The sequence below is a fragment of the Streptomyces sp. NPDC002884 genome, from assembly GCF_040295245.1.
GTDB lineage: Bacteria > Actinomycetota > Actinomycetes > Streptomycetales > Streptomycetaceae > Streptomyces.
In genome coordinates this window covers 178,289-198,928 of record NZ_JBEOVB010000010.1, presented here as the reverse complement: position 1 = coordinate 198,928, position 20,640 = coordinate 178,289, and the positions used below count along the sequence as shown (strand labels likewise).

Annotated in this window: 17 protein-coding genes; 5 read left to right on the top strand and 12 right to left on the bottom strand. The window is 72.7% G+C overall.

Annotation, left to right across the window (positions count from 1 at the left end; genetic code table 11):
- Positions 1-57: 57 nt before the first annotated feature.
- Positions 58-2,661, bottom strand: a complete 2,604-nt coding sequence (locus ABT070_RS22180; protein WP_351763245.1) for a bifunctional FO biosynthesis protein CofGH — start codon at positions 2,659-2,661, stop codon at positions 58-60.
- Positions 2,662-2,774: 113 nt separating this feature from the next.
- Here ABT070_RS22180 and ABT070_RS22175 point away from each other — a divergent pair, with 113 nt between their 5' ends.
- Positions 2,775-3,491: a hypothetical protein gene (locus tag ABT070_RS22175; protein ID WP_351763243.1), complete on the top strand. Its 717-nt coding sequence runs from the start codon at positions 2,775-2,777 to the stop codon at positions 3,489-3,491.
- A 20-nt stretch (positions 3,492-3,511) separates the two neighbouring features.
- Here ABT070_RS22175 and ABT070_RS22170 read toward each other — a convergent pair whose 3' ends face one another.
- Together ABT070_RS22170 and ABT070_RS22165 are read right to left on the bottom strand one after the other, a co-directional pair.
- Positions 3,512-4,357: an LLM class F420-dependent oxidoreductase gene (locus ABT070_RS22170; RefSeq protein WP_351763241.1), complete on the bottom strand. Its 846-nt coding sequence runs from the start codon at positions 4,355-4,357 to the stop codon at positions 3,512-3,514.
- Between the two features lie 131 nt (positions 4,358-4,488).
- On the bottom strand, positions 4,489-5,280 hold the full coding sequence (locus ABT070_RS22165) for a hypothetical protein (RefSeq protein ID WP_351763239.1): 792 nt from the start codon (positions 5,278-5,280) through the stop codon (positions 4,489-4,491).
- Between the two features lie 157 nt (positions 5,281-5,437).
- Here ABT070_RS22165 and ABT070_RS22160 point away from each other — a divergent pair, with 157 nt between their 5' ends.
- Positions 5,438-5,896, top strand: a complete 459-nt coding sequence (locus tag ABT070_RS22160) for a DUF4265 domain-containing protein (protein WP_351763237.1) — start codon at positions 5,438-5,440, stop codon at positions 5,894-5,896.
- A 79-nt stretch (positions 5,897-5,975) separates the two neighbouring features.
- Here the strand turns inward: ABT070_RS22160 and ABT070_RS22155 are convergent, their stop codons facing one another.
- Both ABT070_RS22155 and ABT070_RS22150 read right to left on the bottom strand, forming a co-directional pair.
- Positions 5,976-6,437, bottom strand: coding sequence for a protease inhibitor I42 family protein (locus ABT070_RS22155; protein WP_351763235.1), 462 nt, complete (start codon positions 6,435-6,437; stop codon positions 5,976-5,978).
- Between the two features lie 59 nt (positions 6,438-6,496).
- Positions 6,497-7,120 (bottom strand): ALF repeat-containing protein, encoded by a 624-nt coding sequence (locus ABT070_RS22150; RefSeq protein WP_351763233.1) that lies wholly within the window; start codon positions 7,118-7,120, stop codon positions 6,497-6,499.
- Positions 7,121-7,380: 260 nt separating this feature from the next.
- Between ABT070_RS22150 and ABT070_RS22145 the strand changes: the two genes are divergently transcribed.
- On the top strand, positions 7,381-7,887 hold the full coding sequence (locus ABT070_RS22145) for a nuclear transport factor 2 family protein (protein ID WP_351763231.1): 507 nt from the start codon (positions 7,381-7,383) through the stop codon (positions 7,885-7,887).
- On the opposite strand, the gene ABT070_RS22140 is transcribed toward ABT070_RS22145, so the two are convergent.
- Positions 7,865-8,722, bottom strand: a complete 858-nt coding sequence (locus tag ABT070_RS22140) for an endonuclease/exonuclease/phosphatase family protein (RefSeq protein WP_351763229.1) — start codon at positions 8,720-8,722, stop codon at positions 7,865-7,867. The genes ABT070_RS22145 and ABT070_RS22140 overlap by 23 nt on opposite strands.
- A gap of 83 nt (positions 8,723-8,805) precedes the next feature.
- Here ABT070_RS22140 and ABT070_RS22135 point away from each other — a divergent pair, with 83 nt between their 5' ends.
- Positions 8,806-9,201: a nitroreductase/quinone reductase family protein gene (locus tag ABT070_RS22135; protein WP_351763227.1), complete on the top strand. Its 396-nt coding sequence runs from the start codon at positions 8,806-8,808 to the stop codon at positions 9,199-9,201.
- Positions 9,202-9,470: 269 nt separating this feature from the next.
- On the opposite strand, the gene ABT070_RS22130 is transcribed toward ABT070_RS22135, so the two are convergent.
- The 6 genes from ABT070_RS22130 to ABT070_RS22105 form a co-directional block, all read right to left on the bottom strand.
- Complete coding sequence (locus ABT070_RS22130) at positions 9,471-10,958, bottom strand: aldehyde dehydrogenase family protein (RefSeq protein WP_351763225.1); 1,488 nt, start codon at positions 10,956-10,958, stop codon at positions 9,471-9,473.
- Entirely contained in the window at positions 10,955-12,685 is a 1,731-nt protein-coding gene (locus tag ABT070_RS22125; protein ID WP_351763223.1) for an N-acyl-D-amino-acid deacylase family protein, read from the bottom strand. Before ABT070_RS22125 ends, ABT070_RS22130 begins: the two co-directional genes overlap by 4 nt.
- A 162-nt stretch (positions 12,686-12,847) precedes the next feature.
- Positions 12,848-13,966 carry an LLM class flavin-dependent oxidoreductase gene (locus tag ABT070_RS22120; RefSeq protein WP_351763221.1) on the bottom strand — a complete coding sequence of 373 codons (1,119 nt, stop codon included), beginning with the start codon at positions 13,964-13,966 and terminating at the stop codon, positions 12,848-12,850.
- 112 nt (positions 13,967-14,078) lie between these two features.
- On the bottom strand, positions 14,079-14,849 hold the full coding sequence (locus ABT070_RS22115; RefSeq protein WP_351763219.1) for an SDR family NAD(P)-dependent oxidoreductase: 771 nt from the start codon (positions 14,847-14,849) through the stop codon (positions 14,079-14,081).
- A 349-nt stretch (positions 14,850-15,198) separates the two neighbouring features.
- Positions 15,199-16,122 (bottom strand): LLM class F420-dependent oxidoreductase, encoded by a 924-nt coding sequence (locus tag ABT070_RS22110; protein WP_351763218.1) that lies wholly within the window; start codon positions 16,120-16,122, stop codon positions 15,199-15,201.
- Positions 16,119-17,369, bottom strand: a complete 1,251-nt coding sequence (locus ABT070_RS22105) for an amidohydrolase family protein (RefSeq protein ID WP_351763216.1) — start codon at positions 17,367-17,369, stop codon at positions 16,119-16,121. The genes ABT070_RS22110 and ABT070_RS22105 overlap by 4 nt, the downstream gene beginning before the upstream one ends.
- A gap of 288 nt (positions 17,370-17,657) precedes the next feature.
- Between ABT070_RS22105 and afsR the strand changes: the two genes are divergently transcribed.
- Positions 17,658-20,639 (top strand): SARP-family global regulator AfsR, encoded by a 2,982-nt coding sequence (gene afsR / locus ABT070_RS22100; protein ID WP_351763214.1) that lies wholly within the window; start codon positions 17,658-17,660, stop codon positions 20,637-20,639.
- Position 20,640 lies beyond the last annotated feature (1 nt).

Sequence of the window (20,640 nt, the reverse complement as noted above, 5' to 3'; positions counted from 1 at the left end):
GTCGGGGCCCGATCATCGTACTGCGAGGGGCCCGCTCCCCGGTCCCACCGTGGTCCCTCAGTCCAGCACCGGCAGCAGTTCCGGCAGATGCCCGTCCGACGCCGAAGCCGCCCGCTGCCGCTCCTCGGGCACCTCGCCGTACAGCGTCGTCCGCGGCCTCGCCGGGCGGCCCGCCGCGTCCGCCACCGCGATCAGGTCCTTGACCGACTTGTAGGAGCCGTACGACGAGCCCGCCATCCGCGAGATCGTCTCCTCCATCAGCGTGCCGCCCAGGTCGTTCGCTCCCGAGCGGAGCATCTCCGCGGCCCCCTCCGAGCCCAGCTTCACCCAGCTGGTCTGGATGTTGGGGATGTACGGGTGCAGGAGCAGCCGGGCCATCGCCGTCACCGCCCGGTTGTCCCGCATGGTCGGACCGGGGCGGGAGATGCCCGCCAGGTACACCGGCGCGTTCGTGTGGATGAACGGGAGGGTGACGAACTCCGTGAAACCGCCGGTGCGCTGCTGGATCCCGGCCAGGGTCCGCAGGTGGCCCAGCCAGTGCCTGGGCTGGTCGACATGGCCGTACATCATCGTCGAGGACGACCGGATCCCGAGCTCGTGCGCGGTGGTGACGACCTCGATCCAGGTGGCGGCCGGCAGTTTGCCCTTGGTCAGCACCCAGCGGACCTCGTCGTCCAGGATCTCGGCCGCCGTGCCGGGGATGGAGTCCAGCCCGGCCTCCTTCGCCGCCGTCAGCCACTCGCGGATCGACAGGCCGGTGCGGGTCGCGCCGTTGACGACCTCCATCGGCGAGAAGGCGTGCACATGCATGCCGGGGACCCGTTCCTTCACCGCCTTCGCGATGTCGAAGTAGGCCGTGCCGGGCAGGTCCGGGTGGATGCCGCCCTGCATGCAGACCTCCACCGCGCCCAGTTCCCAGGCCTGTTGGGCGCGGTCGGCGACCTGGTCGAGGGAGAGCGTGTAGGCGTCGGCGTCGGTGCGGCGCTGCGCGAAGGCGCAGAAACGGCAGCCGGTGTAGCAGACGTTGGTGAAGTTGATGTTCCGCGTGACGATGTACGTGACGTCGTCGCCGACGGTCGAGCGGCGCACGTCGTCCGCGATGCGGGTCAGGGCGTCCAGCGCCGGGCCGTCCGCGTGGAGCAGGGCGAGGGCCTCGTCGTCGGTGAGCCTCGTCGGGTCGTCGGCGGCCGTCGCGAGGGCCTGGCGTACGTCCGTGTCGATGCGCTCGGGCACCATGCCGGGGGCGGCCGCCTCGCGCAGGGCGCCCCAGTCGCCGTACACCTCGTCGAAGTCGTCGCGGCGGTCGGAGGTCCGGCCGTCGGTGTCGATGGTGCGGTGCAGGTCGGTACGGCCGGACGGCACGAACACCTCCTCCGGCTCCTGCCAGGGGTGGCCCTCGACGACCGCGTCCGGCACGGCCAGTCCCGTCTCCGGGTCGGCCAGCGCGCGCACGTGCGGCAGCAGCCGCGGGTCGAGCCACGGCTCGCCGCGCCGCACGAACTCCGGGTAGACGCAGAGACGTTCCCGCAGCGCGAACCCGGCCGCCGCCGACTTCTCGGCGAGCTCGTCGATCTGCGGCCAGGGGCGCTCGGGGTTGACGTGGTCGATGGTGAGCGGGGACACCCCGCCCCAGTCGTCGATCCCGGCCCCGATCAGCCGCTCGTACTCGCTGTCGACGAGGTTGGGCGGGGCCTGGAGGCAGGCGGCCGGGCCCATGATGTGGCGGGCCACGGCGATGGTCGCGACCAGCTCGTCGAGTTCCGCGTCCGGCATGCCGCGCATCGCGGTGTCCGGCTTGGCGCGGAAGTTCTGGATGATCAGCTCCTGGATGCCGTGGTAGGCGCGGGAGACCTTGCGGAGGGCGAACAGCGACTCGGCGCGCTCCTCGTACGTCTCGCCGATGCCGATCAGCAGTCCGGAGGTGAACGGGACGGAGGAGCGGCCGGCGTCCTCCAGGACCCGGAGCCGGACGGCGGGTTCCTTGTCCGGGGAGCCGTGGTGCGGACCGCCGGGCTCGGACCACAGCCGGGTGGCGGTGGTCTCCAGCATCATGCCCATGCTGGGCGCGACGGGCTTCAGCCGCTGGAAGTCGGTCCAGCTCATCACCCCCGGGTTGAGGTGCGGCAGCAGCCCCGTCTCCTCCAGGATGCGGATGGAGACGGCGCGGACGTAGGCGATGGTGTCGTCGTAGCCGTGCGCGTCGAGCCACTCGCGCGCTTCCGGCCAGCGGTCCTCCGGCTTGTCGCCGAGGGTGATGAGGGCTTCCTTGCAGCCGAGGGCGGCACCGCGCCGGGCGATGTCGAGCACCTCGTCCGGCGACATGAACATCCCGTGTCCGGCCCGGCGCAGCTTGCCGGGGACGGTGACGAAGGTGCAGTAGTGGCACTTGTCACGGCACAGCCGGGTGAGGGGGATGAAGACGCTCTTCGAGTACGTGATGACGCCGGGCCGGCCGGCCGCCTCCAGACCGGCGTCCCGCACCCGGGCGGCGGAGGCGGCGAGGTCCTCCAGCGCCGCACCGCGCGCCTGGAGCAGCACGGCCGCCTCGCCGACGTCCAGGGCGACGCCGTCCCGGGCCCGTTTGAGAGCGCGACGCATGGAGTTCTCGGTGGGGCCGGGGGTCGGGCCGGGGCCGGTTCCGGAGGTCGCGGAAGTCGTCATCCTTCGAGCATACGATCACGTTTTACGGGCTCGGGACTCTGAGTACGCGTACCCGTCCCCCGTCCGCAGCCGTACCGATGCCCCGCGCGCCCCGGCCGACCTACGGTCGCCGTATGCCCGAGGAGATCGCCACCGCCCCCGCCGACGCCCCCGCACCCGCTCTCGCACCCGCCTCCGCGCCCGTCCGGGCCGGCCGCACCGCCGCGCAGGCCTTCGGCATCGGCTGCGCGGTGCTCGTCGCCGTTCCGCTGCTCCTCGTCGTCGCCTTCCTCGGCTGGATCGCCGTGGTGACGAAGGACGCGTCGGACTACCCGCGCGTCACGCCCGAGGAGATGGTGAACCGCGCCGTCGACCGCTCCCGGGAGGCGTACGACGTCCTCGGGTTCACCCGCACCATCGGACCCGGTGTCGAGAAGCTCGGGGTCTCCACCGAGAACACGGTCGGCTCGAACCACTGCTACCGGGGCGGTCTGACCGACGAGACCGTCGACGGCGTCTACAGCATCAGCCACAGCTGGGCGCTGGACCACGTCCCCGCCGAGCAGGCGATCCCCGGTCTGCGCCGGCTGCGCGACCATCTCGAGGACACCGGCTGGGACATCACCTCCTACCGGGAGAACGTCTCCGGCGACTACTGGGATCTGTACGCCTCCCGCTCGGACGGCGACGAGCGCGTGTCCTTCCAGTGGTACGCGGACCGCGACTACTTCACCGGCGGCACGTCCACGCCCTGCGCCGCGGACCCGGGCCGGCGGCAGGGCGACGACGAGCCCGCCGGGGACCGGCTGTGGCCGCCCGCCTTCGGACCGTCGGCGAAGAACGGGTCCTGAAGGCACGGCGCGAACGGGGCCTAGAGGTACGGCGTGAACTCGTCCAGGGCGCGCAGCGCCTCCGCCTCCCGCAGCGGCGGCAGCTGCACCACGGCCTCCTCGATGCCCAGCTCGGCGTAGTACGCGAGCTTGCCGGGGGACGGCTGGACGGCGTACGGCACGACCTGGAGGGCGTCCGGCTCGCGGCCCGCGTCCGCCCACGCCGAGCGCAGCACGGGGAGCGCCTCGGAGAGGCCGCGGCCGCCGATCGGCAGCCAGCCGTCGGCGTACTCGCTGATGTGCGAGAACAGCTTCGGTCCGGCGGCGCCGCCGATGAGGGTGCGGGGGCCGACGACCGGCCCGCGCGGCTTCTGTACGGGCTTGGGGTACGCCGTGCTGGCGCGGACGCGTGCGTACTCGCCCTCGTACGCGGTCGGTTCCTGCGCCCACAGGGCCTGCATCAGCCGCATCCGGTCCCGGACCAGCTCACGACGGGTACGCCACTCGACGCCGTGGTCGGCCGCCTCCTCCACGTTCCAGCCGTAACCGAGGCCGAGGGTGAGGCGGCCGCCCGACAGGTGGTCGACGGTGGCGATCTGCTTGGCGAGGTCGATCGGGTCGTGCTGGGCGACGAGCGTGATGCCGGTGCCGAGGCCCAGCGTCCGCGTCACCGCGGCCGCCTGACCGAGGGCCACGAACGGGTCGAGGGTGCGGCCGTACTCGCGGGGCAGGTCGCCGCCGGCCGGGTAGGGGCTGGTGCGCTCGACGGGGATGTGCGTGTGCTCGGGCAGGTAGAGCCCGGCGAACCCACGCTCCTCCAGCTCACGGGCGAGGCGGGTGGGGGTGATCGTCTCGTCGGTGAGGAAGATCGTGACGGCGATGCGCATGGGGGGCCTTTCGCTGCGTACGGCTCGTTCGACGGCGTCGTCGCGGGTGACGTCCTCATCTGTACCGGGAGAGGGGGTCGAGTGTCCATACCGACTGGTCGGCATCGGGGCACATCCGGGCGGCACCGGCGTCAGAACGCGCCGGGAGTGTCCAGCGGCCACCTGTCCGGCTCCGACGGAGGGCTGTACGCCATGGCCCGGCCGAGCCGCTCGCGCTGCGCCGCGTCGAGGGCGTCCTCGGCCGGGTGCGGCGGGAGGCCCCGGCAGTACTCCGCGAACCGGTCCCGGCGCTCCGGCCACACGATCATCACCGCCACGTGCAGGACCAGCGCGAACACGGCCCACGTCAGCAGGCCCACGACCACGCCCACCACGATCTCGGTCGCACCCGCGGAGAACGCCCCGCTCACGTACAGCAGCTGGGCGGCGAGCCACGCCGCGAGCAGCGGGGCGACCAGGATCGCGGCGATCTGGAGGCGGTCCTCGGCGTGCCCCGGCCAACGCGGCCACCTGGCGTCCTCGGCCCGCAGGAAGGGGTCGCGCCGTCGGCGGTGCTCGGGGTCCACATACAGCCCGTTCAGCGGCCACGGCCCGGGTTTCCCGCGCAACGTGACCAGTACGGCGGCCGGGACCGGATGCTCCGGCGTCCGGGCGGTGTCCGCGCCCGTGCCGGTGACCGCCGCCCGTCCGTCCTCCTCGATCCGGATCAGGCCGGCCAGCAGCAGTTCGGCGGCGGCGGCCCGGTCCGCGCCCTGGTCGCCGTCGATCGTGGCAACCGCGTGGTAGGGGTCGACGCGCGTCCCGTCCACCCGCGCGACGGCTGCCCGGTCGGCCCGGTCGGTGATCCACCACAGCACACCGAGCACGGCGTACACCCCGCAGAATGCCGTCAACACGGCGAGGAGCAGGTCCACTTGACTCACGGCAGGCTTCCTCTCGAACGAAGACGCGGGCGAAGTGTACGGACCACGTCCGTTCGTGCGAACCCGTGACGACACGACGGCAGGCACACTCGGATCCGCGACGCTGCCACCGGCCCTCGTCGGAGCGGGCGGTGCGGGGGATGAAACGATCGTGCCCATGACGTCTGTAACGCTTCCTCTCGCCGACACCCACGTCAGGCTGCTCGCCGGACACGCCGGCAACGGGCGGCCCGCCTACGAGATGCTTCCCGCGCGCACGCTCGACGGGGATCTCTTCGAGTTGGCCGGAAGTCCGGGGCTGGTCCTGGGCTGCGCGGCCGGGGACGTGCTGCGGGTGTCGGACGACGGGGAGTTCGAGGTGACCCGGCAGGGCCCCTGGCTCTGCGTCCAGGCCGCTCCGGAGGCCGGAACCTTCTCACCGGAAGCCCTGACCGCGCTGCACGAAGCCGTCGAGGGTCTGGGCGGGCTGGTCGAGTCCCCTGCCACCCTGCGGTTCACCGTGATCACGATCGAGCGCGCCACGGATCCCGCCGCCCTCGAGCACGCGCTGGACGCCTGGGCCGACCGGACCGGGGACGTGGCGTGGTGGTTCGGAAACGGTGAGGCCGCTCAGTAGCGGCCGAAGGGCGACCCGGTCCGGTCCACCACCTGTGGACCGCGGACCGGCACCGCCTTCGCCGGCCTGCTCGACGCGGTCAGCGCACGTCGACCCGGTACGTGACCCGCTCCGGCTCGGTCGTCGGGGTCGGGGTCGGGGACGGACCGGCGCCGCCGCAGGCCGCGGTCCGCGCCGTGGGGAACGTGCAGTGCAGCAGCACGATCCGGGTGCTGCCCCTGCCCGTGGCCTCGAAGGTGAGGACGAGGGTGCCGCCGCCGACCGACCTGCCGTCGTCGGCCGGCTCGTAGCTGCGGTCGGCGGCGCGGACCACCGACGCGTCCGGCTGCGGGGCGACCACGAACCAGTGCTCGCGGGTGGACGCGTTCTCGGGCACGGAGAGCGTGAAGCGTTCTCCGGCCTCGGCGGTGATGCTCAGGTCCCGCGTGGGGTGGCTCGTGGGCCCGTCCGCGTCGGAGCCCGCCGCGCAGCCCGCCACCGGCGTGACGGTGCACAGTGCCGCCGCGACGGCCCGCGTGCCCCTGCTCGACCAGGCCGTCATCGACTCCCCCGTTTCGATCTTGACCGCCGGGAGGGTAGCACCCGCCCGGCGGACAGGTCCTAGCCGTCGACCTCGTACCGGCCGACCTCCAGGAAGTACCGCAGCTCCTCCGGCGTCCCGTCGATGACCTCCTCGGCGGCGGCGCGCAGGGCGGCGCTGATCTTCGGGTCGGCCAGGATGCGGGCCACGGCGACGCGGTCGTCCTCGGCCCGGGCCAGACGGTAGCCGGTCTCCAGGAAGGCGCGCAGAGCCTCCGGGGTGCCGGCGTCGAGGGCCTTGTTGGCCTCCCTGACGACCCCCCTGCCGGAGTTCTTGTCCGCCAGGATGCGGCCGATGGCGACACCGTCGTCCTCGGCCTGGGCGAGGCGGTAGCCGGTCTTCAGGAAGGTGCGCATGTCCTCCACCGTGCCGTCGAGGGCCTTGTCGGCCTCCCGCGCGACGCCCTTGCCGCTGTCCTCGTCGGCCAGGATGCGCGCGATGGCGACGCGGAGGTCCTCCTCGGACATCTCGTCCACCGGTGTATCGATCGTCACCACCGACGCCGTCGTGGTCGTCGCCGGGACCGTTGCCGCCGTCGTGCCGGTGGCGAACGCCGGAGCGGTGAGGAGCAGGGCCGGCGTCAGGGCGGTGGCCGTGACGAGCAGGGCGGCGCGGCGCCGTATCAACGATCTCATGGGCCTCATGGGTGGGTGCCTCCGTGGTCTGGCGGTCGGTACGAAGATCGTCGCCGCCGTGCGTCACCGGTGTCACTGCCCGATCCCGGCAGTCCTGGGCCGGCGTCGTTGCCGTACTCGCACACTGCCGGCCCTCGGACGGGACGCTCAACTGCCGTCCCACGTAGGGCGGTTACCTGGGAGGTAATCGCGCGGGGCCGTCCCCGCCGGTGATGATGGCGGCCTCGTCGCGTCAGTGGGACGCGGCTTCCGCATCGGAAGGATCCACCGTGTCCTCAGCCACGCCCACGACTTCCCGCGCCGTGGTGCGGGAACTGCTGCGCCGGATCGGCGAAGGGGACCCCGAGCGCATCGCGGAGCTGTACGCCGAGCGGATCGACTGGAGGCTGGACTGGCCGGAGGCCGAGCACGGGCGGGCGCGGAGTGCCACCCCGTGGATCCGTCACCGGGCCACCCGTGCCGACGCCGCCGCCCACTACCGCGAACTCGTCGAGCATCACGTGCCCGGACAGGCGGCCACCGTGATCGAACGTGTCCTCGTCGACGGTGACGACGCGGTCGTGCTCGGCGAGATCCGCCAGACCGCCCGCTCCACCGGGCGGGCCTATCGCGCCCGGTTCGCGCTGCACCTCACGATCGAGGGCGGTCTCGTCACCCGGCACCACGTGTACGAGGACAGCCTCGCCGTCGCCCGCGCCTTCGGCACGGAGGGGACGGGTGAGGAGGGTGAGGAGGGTCAGGAGGCCCGGATGATCAGGGTCGGTGGGCCTGGATGATCGCCGTCTCCTCCTCCGCCAGGTCCGCGACGACCGCCGCGTGGTCCGAGGGCCAGACTCCGTCCACGGGGCCGTGGCCCGCCCGGCGGATGTGCCGGACGTGGCCCTCTCCGATCGGTCCGGGTGGGCCCACATGGATGTAGTCGATCCGGACGGCGGGTTCCAACAGGCGGGCCGCGTAAGGGTTCTCGGGGGTCCAGGTGGCGGCGAGGGCGGCCGGGTCGGCGTAGTCCCAGGCGTCGAGGAGGACCTGGCCGGGGACGGCCGGCGCGGTCCTCGTCCCGCCGAGGAGACGTATCTCGTCGGAGTCCGGCCAGGCGTTGAAGTCGCCGGTGACGACGGGTGGGAAGGGCGTGCCGTCGCGGTGCCGGGCGACCAGTTCCGCGAGGGCGGTGACCTGGGCGCGGCGCACCGCCGAGGCGTGCCCGGCCGAGGTGAGGTGGGTGGTGAAGAAGGGGATGTCGAACGAGGGGGCGGCCACTCGGGCGTAGAGGGCCGCTCGGCCGTCGGCCAGGTCGGCGGGCGCGGGCAGCAGCAGCGTCTCCCGCTCCACCACCGGCCAGCGGCTCAGCACCGCGTTGCCGATGTCGACCGAGCCGGCGTCGGGGTCGTCGATCCGCTTCCGCCAGCGTTCGGGGGCCGGCGACGGGGCCCAGGTGCAGTGCAGGCCGAGTTCGCCGGCCAGCCACTCGGCGAGGTTCTCGGCGCCGGCCGCCCACACCTCCTGGAGGCCGACCACGTCGGGGTCCAGCTCGCGCAGTACGGCCAGGACGGCCTTCTGGCGTTCCCGCCAGGGGCCGAACCGCCACCACAGGTTCCAGGTCACCACTCGCATGTGCAGCCACCCGCTCTCGTCACGCCGACGGCGTCGGGGACCATTGAAGCAACAAACCTGTGCGCGAAGGAGTCCCACGGATCATGGCCCGTTCCAGCGACCTCCGTTTCCGCGCGACCACCGCCTTCCAGCGGCGCGTCGCCAACCCCCTCATGCGCCGCCTGCCGTTCCACACGCTCCTGGAGACGACCGGCCGGGTCTCCGGGCTGCCCCGGCGCACCCCGCTGGGCGGCCGCCGGATCGGCGACGCCTTCTGGCTGGTCTCGGAGTTCGGCGAGCGGTCGCAGTACGTGCGCAACATCCGGGCCGATCCGCGGGTGCGGGTGCGGCTGGGGGGACGGTGGCACTCGGGTACCGCCCGGCTGCTTCCCGACGACGACCCGGTGGCCCGTCTGCGCACCCTGCCCCGGGGCAACAGCACGGCCGTCCGGGCTCTGGGGACGGGCCTGCTGACCATCAGGGTGGATCTGACCGACTGACGGACACGCAAGCCCGCCACGGAACCGGCCGCGCGGCACGGCAGGCCGGACCCGGCGAGAACCGGACACGGCGGGGAGCGGCGCGGGCCGGACACGGCAGGGACCGGGCGCCCGGGATCGTCCCGGAGGCCGCCGCCGTGCCGTCCACCGACGCCGTCGCGTACGGCACCGGCGTGATTCCGGCGCCCTCGTGTTCCTCACCACGCTGTCTGCACGCCGGGGACACCGCGGGGCTCAAAGGGCGAGCGGGCGCACCCGTGCGGGGGTTCTCACCCCGGCCACACGATCGACTGCACCTCGCTGTAGGCGTGCAGCGCGTACGAGCCGACGTCCCGTCCGACGCCGCTCCGCTTGAAGCCCCCGAACGGCGCCTCCATGTTGCGGCCCACGGTGTTGATGCCGACGCCGCCGGCCCGGAGCCTGCGGGCGACGCGGAAGGCCCGGGCCACGTCGGCCGACCAGACGTAGTCGATCAGGCCGTAGTCGCTGTCGTTGGCGAGGGCGATCCCCTCTTCCTCCTCGTCGAAGGGGACGACCGTGACCACCGGGCCGAAGATCTCCTCCCGCGCCACCCGCATGTCGTTCGTGCAGTCGGCGAGGAGGGTGGGAGCGACGTAGAAACCCCGTTCCAGCGGCGGGCGTTCGCCGCCCGCGACGACCACCGCCCCTTCCTTCCTGCCGAGTTCGACGTAGGACTCCACCCGGTCCCGGTGGGCGGCCGAGATCACCGGGCCGACCACCGTCTCCCGTGCCCGGGGATCGCCCACGGTCAACCGGGCTGCGTACGCCGCGAGTTGCTCCACCAGCCGGTCGTACACCGCGCGCTGCGCCAGCACCCGGGTCGGGGCGGTGCAGATCTGGCCGCTGTAGAAGGAGAAGGTGGTGCCGATGCCGGCCACCGCCGAGGCGAGGTCCGCGTCGTCGAGGACGACCGCCGCGCCCTTCCCGCCAAGCTCCATCAACTGGCGTCTCATGTCCCGGCCGCACACCTCGGCGATGCGCTGCCCGACCGCCGTCGAGCCGGTGAAGCTCACCATGTCGACGTCCGGCGACGACACCACCGTCTCGCCGATCTCGACGGCGCGCCCGGAGACGACGTTCACCACCCCGCGCGGCACGCCCGCCGCCTCCAGCGCCTCCGCCATCCGGTAGACGGACAGGGGGTCCTGCGGGGCCGGTTTCACCACCACCGTGTTGCCCATGGCGAGGGCGGGGGCGACCTTTCCGGCCGGGTTCGCCCACGGGTTGTTGTAGGAGGTGACGCAGGTGACGACCCCGACCGGCTGCCGTACGGCGACCGCGCCCATCACGCCCGCCCTCCCCATCGGTCCGGCCTCGTTGATCTGCGGCGCGATCGGCCACTCGGCGGGCTCCACGCGCGCGTAGCGCCGGAAGCGGGCCACACCCACCCCGACCTGCATGCCGCGCGCGGTCCCGGTCGTGGCGCCGGTCTCCGCCTGGGCCAGCTCGGCGTACGGCAGCAGCCGGGCGCGCATGATGTCGGCCGCCCGGGCCAGGGTCGCCGCCCGTTCCTCCGGCGGGGTGCGCGACCACGGCCCGAGGGCCTCGCGGGCCGCCGCGCAGGCCGCGCGCGCCTGATCCCTGGAGGCCTCCGGAGCCCAGCCGACGGTTCCCTCGGTCGCCGGGTCGACGACCTCGTAGTGCCCGCCGTCGGGCTCCGCCCAGACGCCGCCGACGAACAGCTTCTGCCCGTCGGCACCGCCGCTCCCGCCGCTCCCGCCGGTCCCGCCGGTCACCTGGTGCTCACCGTTCTGGTGTCCCGCCCCGAGCGCAGCACCCGGCCCGGCACGGCGCCCGTCACGACGTCGTCCCGGATGGCCGCCACCCCGTTGACCCAGACCGCCCGCACACCGATCGCCCTGGAATCCAGCCGCGGACTGTCGCCCGGCAGGTCGTGCACCAGCGTGGCCTTGCCCGCGTCGATCCGCTCGGGATCGAAGAGGACCAGGTCGGCGTGCCAGCCCTGCTGGATCCGGCCCCGCTCCCGCAGGCCGAACAGCCGCGCCGGGTCGTCCGTCAGCATCTTCACCGCCTGCTCCAGGCCCGCCAGCCTCCGGCCGCGCAGACAGTCGCCGAGGAAGCGCGTGGTGTACGGCGCCCCGCACATCCGGTCCAGGTGCGCGCCCGCGTCGGAGCCGCCGAGCAGGACGTCCTCGTGGGTCCAGGTGTCCGCCCGCAGGGCCCAGGAGTCCGGGTCGTTGTCCGTCGGCATGGGCCACAGGACCGTACGCAGTTCGTCGGCGGCGCAGATCTCGACCAGGCAGGCGAAGGGGTCCAGGCCGCGTTCGGCGGCGATGTCGCGTACGACCCGTCCGGTGAGGCCCTCGTTCGCCGCGCTGTAGGTGTCGCCGATGACGTACCGCCCGAAGTTCGCCAGCCGCCGGAAGACGCCCGCCTCCTTGGAGGTCGCCCGCCTCAGCAGTTCCGCCCGCACCTCCGGGTCCCGCAGCCGCTCGATCCGTTCCGGGACCGGCAGACCGAGGACCGGCCCCCACCCCGGGATCAGGTTCAGCGCGCAGAACGTGCCCAGGGACATGTTCATGGGCGTGAGGATCGGCATGGTCAGCGCGACGACCCGGCCGCCGGCCTTCCGCGCGCGTTCGCTCGCCATGAGCTGCCGGGGCACGCGTTCCGGGACGGCCGCGTCGATGGTGAGGACGTTCCAGTTCAGGGGGCGTCCGGCGGCCGCGCTCATCTCCACGAAGAGATCGATCTCGGCGTCGCTGAACTGGTCCAGGCAGCCCGCCACGATCGCCTCGATCTGGGTTCCCTCGTGCTCGCCGACGGCCCGGGACAGCGCGAGCAGCTCCTCCGGCCGGGCGTGCCGGGAGGCGACCGGCAGGCCGTCCCCGTCGGAGTGGGTCGAGGACTGCGTGGTGGAGAACCCCCACGCGCCCGCGTCCATGGCCTCGTGCAGCAGCCGGACGATGTCGGCCAGCTGCTCCTCGCTCGGCTGCCCGCCCACCGCGTCCGCGCCCATCACGTACCGGCGCAGCGCGCAGTGCCCCACCATGAAACCGGCGTTGACGGCGATCCGCCCCTCCAGCGCGTCCAGGTACTCCCCGAAGCCGTTCCAGCTCCAGGGCGCCCCCTCCTCCAGCGCGACCAGGGACATGCCCTCCACCTTGGACATCATCCGACGCGTGTAGTCGGCGTCCTCGGGACGGTCCGGATGCAGCGGCGCGAGGGTGAATCCGCAGTTCCCGGCGGCGACCGTGGTCACCCCGTGGTTCAGGGACGGGGTGGCGTACGGATCCCAGAACAGCTGGGCGTCGTAGTGCGTGTGCGGATCGACGAACCCGGGAGCGAGGACGAGCCCGGACGCGTCCTCGCTTGTCCGGGACTCCTCGGTGACCGACCCGATGACGGCGATCCTCCCGTCCCGGATCCCGACGTCGGCGACGAACCCGGGCGCGCCCGTCCCGTCGACGACGGTCGCCCCTCTGACGACGTGATCGAGCATGGGGGCTCCTTCTCCACTCCGATGCGATGGGCGCCCGAAAGGGGCGCGGGGCTGTATCGCGGTGCGGCTCGGCCGCTTGGGCGCGACCGGCCGCGACGGACCCGCAGCCGCCGGGCGACCCGCGCCCCCGGGGCGACGACGCGCCCGCGGGTCCGACAGCGGCTACGCGCCCTGCCGGAACCGGGTCGTCCGGTGGACGGGGTCCGTGTCGATCTTCGGAATGACCTGCTCACCGATCAGCCGGATCGTCTGGAGCGTCTCCTCCTTCGGCACCCCCACCGGCAGCCCGAAGGACAGCTGATCCGCCCCCGCCTGCTCCCACCGCTTGCACTGGCGCAGCACCTCGTCCGGATCGCCGCAGATCAACAGCTCCTCCTCGACGAGGAGTTCGACGAACTCGGCGTTGTACTCGGGCAGCGTCTCCGGCCAGACCGGGAAGCCCTCGGGCCGGGGGAAGGTGTCGTGGTACCGGAACACCAGCGACGGCAGATAGTGCAGCCCGCCGTTGACGGCGATCCGGATCGCCTCGTCGTGCGTCGGCGCGCAGATCGCCGTCGTCGTCACCATCACGTTGTCGTTGACGAAGTCGCCGATCGGCTCGGCGTTCACCACCGCCGTCTTGTACTGCTCCAGCACCCACTCCATGTCGGACACCTTCTGGATGCTGAAGCCGAGCACCCCGAGTCCCTTGCGGGCGGCCATCGCGTACGAGGGCGGCGAGCCGGCCGCGTACCACATCGCCGGGTGCGACCTCCCGTACGGCTTCGGCAGGATCTTGCGCGGCGGCAGCTGCCAGTGCTTGCCCTGGAAGCCGACGTACTCGTCCTGGAGCCACATCTTCGGGAACTCGGCGATGGTCTCCTCCCAGATCTCCTTCGTGTAGTTCATGTCGGTGATGCCGGGGAGGAAGCCGAGGATCTCGTGCGAGCCGGCGCCGCGGCCGCTGCCGAACTCGAAGCGGTTCTCGGTGAGATGGTCGAGCATGGCGACCTTCTCGGCGACCTTCACCGGGTGGTTGACCTGGGCGAGCGGGTTGAAGATGCCCGAGCCGAGGTGGATGCGGTCGGTCGCATGGGCGAGGTAGCCGAGGAAGACGTCGTTGGCGGAGAGGTGCGAGTACTCCTCCAGGAAGTGGTGCTCGGACGCCCAGGCGTACTTGAAGCCGGACTTGTCCGCCTGGATGACGTACTCGGTCTCCTCCATCAGCGCCTTGTGCTCGGCGAGCGGATCGGTCTCGGCGCGCTTGCCCACGTATCCCTGTACAAAGAGCCCGAATTCCACGGAGGTTCACCGTCCCGGTTCCTGGGTCGCAATTAACTGACGGTTCGTCAGATTCAGCGGATGCCGCCGACTGTGGCACCGGGCGCCTGGATGGTCAATAGCCGACGAACAGTCAGATGACCGAAACGCCCGCCAGCCATCCGCCGTCGATCACGAACGGCTGCCCCGTGATGTAGGACGAGTCCTCCGAGGTGAGGAAGAGGGCGAGCCGGGCCACCTCGTCGGCCCGGCCGATCCGGCCCAGGGGCACGAGCTTGCGGTAGAGGGCGTCCAGGGCCCGGGTCGTCTCCTCGGGGTCGGAGTCCGGCTCCAGCCGGGACGGGTTGGACATCGCGGTGTCGACGGCTCCGGGACACACCGCGTTGACCCGGATACGGCGGGGCGCCAGTTCCAGGGCGGCGACCCGGGTGAGGCCGAGTACGGCGTGCTTGGTCGCCGCGTAGGCGCCGACGGCCGCCATGCCGGTGAGCCCGGTGTAGGAAGCGGTGTTGACGATGGTGCCGCCGTCGGACAGCTCCGGCGCGGCGGTCCGGATGCCCAGGAAGCAGCCGACCTGATTGACGCGCACGACCTGCATGAACTCATCGAGGGGAGTGTCGACGAGGGCGTTGAAGCGCAGGATGCCCGCGTTGTTGACGAGGCCGTCCAGATGGCCGTACGCCCGCTTGGCCTCCCGCACGGCCGCGGTCCACTCCTCCTCCACCCCCACGTCGAGGTGGACGTACAGCGCGCCGATCTCCTCGGCGAGCGCCTTCCCCTGCTCGTCGAGCACGTCGGCGACGACCACCTCGGCGCCCTCCTCACGGAACAGCCGCGCCTCCTGCTCGCCCTGGCCGCGCGCCGATCCGGTGACGAGGACCACCCGTCCGTCGAGCTTGCCCATGCCGGCTCCCTTCGCATCGGTGGAGCTCAGCATCGTAGCGCCGCATCTGACGAATCGTCAGATACGTGCGCCAGGAGAAGGCGGTCATTGCACAAGCACACATCAAGTGACCAACCGATAGGGACATTTGACTCTGTCCGGCGCCCGCCCGGGACTCCAATAGATCAACATCACCCGCGACGACAGGACGGCCGGAAGGTGTTCTTCGCGCCGAGCGAGGGCGGGCGGACCGTCCACGTCTTCTGTCCGCAGATCCTCAGGAACGGCACGCCCGACGGCCGGCTCTGGCTGCGGAACGTGAAATGCCGTACGTCCGTACACAGCGGCTCGGAGTGGACATGTTCAAAGTTCAAGGAGCGCCGTCGAGCAGGGGCCCCACCTCGGCTCCGAACAGGGCGATCTGGTCCGTGAGTTCGGTGCGGCTCCGGCAGCGGAAGCGCACCTGGATCTGGTCGACGCCCATCGCCCCGTAGGCCCGCAGCGACTCGGCGAGGGCCTCCGGCGGCCCGCTGAGAGTGCGGCGGCCCACCTCCCAGCCGGGGGCGCCGACGTACAGCGGCTCGGTGATCGCGCCGACGGTGAGCGGTGCGTCGTCCCCCCGCAGCCGTCGCAGCGTCTCGATCTGCGCGGGCAGCCGGTCCCGCGGGTCGCCCTGGGGCAGCCAGCCGTCGCCCTTGAGGGCGGCCCGGCGGACGGCCGCCGGGGAGGATCCGCCGACCCAGAGCGGCACCCGCGCCTGGGCCGGCCGGGGCCGCTGCCCGAGCCCCTCGAAGTCGAACGACTTGCCGTGGTGGGAGGGGAACTCGTCCGGCCCGAGCGTCGCCCGCAGCGCGTCGAGCGTCTCGTCGAGGACGGCCCCGCGCCGCTCGAAGTCCACCCCCAGCGCCTCGAACTCCTCCCTTACGTGCCCGGCGCCGACGCCGAGGATCAGCCGGCCGCCGCTGAGGTGGTCGAGGGTCGCGTACTGCTTGGCGGTGAGCAGGGGGTGGCGCAGGCCGACGACGGCGACGTGCGCGAGCAGCCGGACGTGTTCGGTCACGGCGGCGACGTGGGCGAGGGTGGCCACGGGGTCGTACCAGACCGTGCTCATGGCCTCGGCCAGCCGGTGCGGGATCGCCACGTGGTCGCAGGCGGCGACATAGGCGAATCCGGCGCGGTCGGCGGCGCGGGCGACCTCCACCAGGTCGGCGGGGCCCGCGTCCGCCTCCCAGGGTTCGGCGTAGAGCGTGGACTGGGACTGGACCGGGAGCTGGATGCCGTAGTCGAGGCTCACCGCGGGCTCCAGAGTCCGTCCGGGGTCAGCCCCAGCAGGTCGATCGCGTTGCCGCGTACGATCCGCTCCACCACGTCCGGCGCCAGGTGGCCCATCTGCGCCTCGCCGACCTCGCGCGACTTCGGCCAGGTGGAGTCGGAGTGCGGGTAGTCGGTCTCGTAGAGGACGTTCCCGACACCGATGGAGTCGAGGTTCCTGAGGCCGAAGGCGTCGTCGAAGAAGCAGCCGTAGACGTGGTCGGCGAACAGCTCCGACGGGGGACGGTGGACCTTGTCCGCGACCCCGCCCCAGCCCCGGTTCTCCTCCCACACCACGTCGGCGCGCTCCAGGATGTAGGGGATCCAGCCGATCTGGCCCTCCGCGTACATGACCTTGAGGTTGGGGAAGCGCTCGAACTTGCCGCTCATCAGCCAGTCGACCATCGAGAAGCAGCAGTTGGCGAAGGTGATGGTGGAGCCGACGGCGGGCGGGGCGTCGGCCGAGGTGGAGGGCATCCGGCTCGACGAGCCGATGTGCATGGCCACGACCGTGCCGGTCTCGTCGCAGGCGGCGAGGAAGGGGTCCCAGTCGTCGGTGTGGACGGAGGGCAGGCCCAGGTGCGGGGGTATCTCGGAGAAGGCGACCGCGCGGACCCCGCGGGCGGCGTTGCGCCGGACCTCCGCCGCCGCCAGTTCGGCGTCCCAGAGCGGGATGAGGGTGAGCGGGATCAGCCGGCCGCGCGCCTGCGGGCCGCACCACTCCTCCACCATCCAGTCGTTGTAGGCGCGCACGCACAGCAGGCCCAGTTCGTGGTCGGCGGCCTCGGTGAAGGTCTGGCCGCAGAAGCGGGGGAAGGTGGGGAAGCAGACGGCGGACTGGACGTGGTTGACGTCCATGTCGGCCAGGCGGGACGGGACGTCGTAGGACCCCGGGCGCATCTGCTCGTAGGTGATGACCTCCAGCTTGATCTCGTCCCGGCTGAAGCCGACGGCGGTGTCCAGGCGGGTGAGGGGGCGGTGCAGGTCCTCGTAGATCCACCAGTCGCCGATCGGGCCGTCGTCGCCGGGTTCGCCCATGACCGGCTTGAAGCGGCCGCCGAGGAAGGTCATCTCCTTCAGCGGGGCCCGGACGACGCGGGGTCCGGTGTCGAGGTACTTCTTCGGGAGCCGGTCCTGCCAGACGGTGCTCGGCTCCACGGTGTGGTCGTCGACGGAGATGATCAGCGGGAGGTTCTCTGTGGCCTTCGCGGTCTCCAATGCGTTCTCCATGGGGGCACGGTAGCGCCGATCTGACGGATCGTCAGCTAGTGGGCGCGTGCCGGAGTCGATCGGCTCTGTGGGGATGTGTGCGCATCGGATGTGTGGGGCGTGTGGACTCCCGGGCGCCTCCCGGGGAAGCTGACGGTTCCGGCATGGACAGGGCAAACTGGGCCTGGACCCTTCCGGCCGATCACGTCGCAGGAGAATGACGACGCCGCAGACGTGCGTGCCGGATCCCGCGTCTGCGGCGTGATCGGCTGGACAGGTCCTTGATTCGGATGCCTAAGGGGAGCCCTGATGGACGACCGGGTAGGACACCGCGACCCGCGTGTGCCGGAGCAGAGACGTCCCGGTTCCCCCGAGGAGCCGGCGACGCTGCGCTTCGACGTGCTCGGCCCGGTGCGCGCACGCCGCGGCGACGAGCGGCTGGCCACCGGTTCACCGCAGCAACGCGCGCTGCTGGCCGCCCTGTTGCTGCGCGAGGGCCGTACGGCGACGGCCGCCGAACTGATCGACGCACTGTGGGGCGAGGATCCGCCCTCGCAGGCGCTGGCGGCGGTACGGACCTACGCCTCCCGGCTGCGCAAGGTGCTCGACCCGGGCGTCCTGGTGAGCGAGTCGGGCGGCTACGCGGTGCGCGTGCCGAGCGCGGGCGCGCTCGACCTGGCGGTGGCTCAGGAGTGGGCCGCGCACGCGGAGAAGGCACGGTCCGCGGGTGATCTGTCCCACGCCCGCGAGGTGTTGAACCGCACACTGGGACTGTGGGACGGGGAGGCCCTGGCCGGCGTCCCCGGACCGTACGCGGAGGCGCAGCGCGTCCGGCTGGAGGAATGGCGGCTGGGGCTGCTCGAGTCCCGGCTGGACATGGACCTGGAGCAGGGCTGCCACGCGGAGGCGGTCTCCGAACTCACCGCGCTCACCGCGGCGTACCCGCTGCGCGAGCGACTGCGCGAGCTGCTGATGCTGGCGCTGTACCGCAGCGGCCGGCAGGCGGAGGCGCTCGCGGTGTACGCGGACACCCGGCGGCTGCTGGCGGAGGAGCTGGGGGTGGATCCGCGGGCCGGACTGCGGCAGTTGCAGCGCCGCATCCTCCAGGCCGACCCGGAGCTGGCGGAGCCGTCGGCGCCGGTGGCGGAACCGGCGGTGGTGCGGGTCCGGCCCGCGCAACTGCCCGCCACCGTTCCCGACTTCACCGGCCGCTCCGCGTTCGTCCGGGAACTGAGCGAGGTGCTGGCACGGGCCGGTGACGGCACGGGCGCGGGCGGCCGGGTGATGGCGGTGTCCGCGCTCGCGGGCATCGGGGGCGTGGGCAAGACGACCCTCGCCGTGCACGTGGCCCACCAGGCTCGTCCGGCCTTCCCCGACGGGCAGCTGTACGTCGACCTCCAGGGCGCGGGACCGCGGTCGGCGGAGCCGGAGACGGTCCTCGGGTCGTTCCTGCGCGCCCTGGGCACGGCGGACTCGGCGATCCCCGACTCCCTGGAGGAGCGGGCGGCGCTGTACCGCTCGGTGCTGGACGGCCGCCGGGTGCTGGTGCTGCTCGACAACGCGAAGGACGCGGCCCAGATACGCCCCCTGCTGCCGGGCACGGAGGGCTGCGCGGCGCTGGTCACCTCCCGGGTGCGGATGGTGGACCTGGCGGGAGCGCATCTCGTCGACCTCGACGTGATGTCCCCCGAGGAGGCCCTCGCCCTCTTCACCCGGATCGTCGGCGAGGAGCGGGTGGCGGCGGAGCGGAAGGCCGCGCTGGACGTGGTGGCCGCGTGCGGCTTCCTGCCGCTGGCGATCCGTATCGCGGCCTCCCGGCTGGCCGCCCGCCGCACCTGGACGGTGTCCGTGCTGGCCGCCAAGCTGGCGGACGAACGGCGCCGGCTGGACGAGCTCCAGGCGGGCGACCTGGCGGTGAAGGCGACCTTCGAGCTCGGCTACGGCGCCCTGGAGCCCGCCCAGGCCCGCGCGTTCCGGCTGCTGGGCCTGGCGGACGGCCCGGACACCTCCCTGGCGGCGGCCGCGGCGGTCCTGGACCTGCCGGTGGAGGACACCGAGGACCTGCTGGAGTCCCTGGTGGACACCTCCCTGCTGGAGTCGGCGGCCCCCGGCCGCTACCGGTTCCACGACCTGGTACGCCTCTACGCGCGCGCCTGCGCCGACCGCGACGAACGACCGCCCAGCGAGCGCGACGCGGCGCTCTCACGGCTGCTGGACTTCTACCTGGCGACGGCCGCCGGGGTCTACGCCATCGAGCGGCCGGGCGACCGCACGGTCGTCCACCTGGAGCCCACGTCGTACCGGGGGCTCTCCTTCGGCGAGCGGACGCAGGCCCTCGACTGGCTCTTCGCGGAGGCGCAGTGCCTGCTGGCCTGCGCACGGCAGCAGCAGACGGGCAGCGGGCTGCGCCGCGCCGTCGATCTCCTCTGGGCGGCCAAGGACCTGGCGGAGTCGGGGGCGAACGCGAAGCAGTACGAGTGGGCGGCCACGGCCCTGCGGGACGCCGCGCAGGACGCCGCCGACATCCGCGCGGAGAGCCGCGCCCGCACGGCGCTGTCCAACGTCCATCTGGCCGCCGGACGGTACTCCGAGGCGGACGAGGAGGCCCGGCGCGCGATCGAACTCGCCACGGCGGCGGACGACGCGACGCCGGTCAGCTGGGCGGCGACGGACCGGGGGATCATCGCCCTCGGTCAGGGCCGCTACGAAGAGGCCGAGAAGTTCCTCACCACCGCCAGGGACGGCTACCGGGCGGACGGCAACCTGCCGGGAGAGGCCAACGCGCTGTGCAACCTCTCGCGCCTCTACGAGCGGATGCACCGCCCGCCCGACGCGGTCACCCTGGCCCGGCAGGGCGTCGACATCTACCAGCAACTCGGTCTCACCCTGCGCCTCGCCAACGGCCGTTACGCCCTCGGTGTCGCGCTGATCAGCGCCGGCCGGCTCTCCGAGGGCCTGGTGCAGCTGTCCGACGCGCTGGAGATGTTCGGCAGCAACCGGCAGCGCCTGTGGGAGGGCACGACGCACTTCCGCATCGCCCAACTGCACCTGGCCGACCGGCGTCCGGCCCAGGCCGCGCAGCACGCCGAACAGGCGCTGGCGATCGGGTTCATCGGCGGTGACCTGATCCGGGGCAGTGTGCTGACCGCGCTGGGCCGGAGCCTGCACGCGCTCGGCCAGTCGGACCGGGCGCGAGCCTGCTGGCACGAGGCGCTGTCCCTGCTGGAGCGGTCCGGAGCGCCCGAGGCGGCCGAGGTACGCCGTCTGCTCGCCCCCCTGGACGCGTCATGAG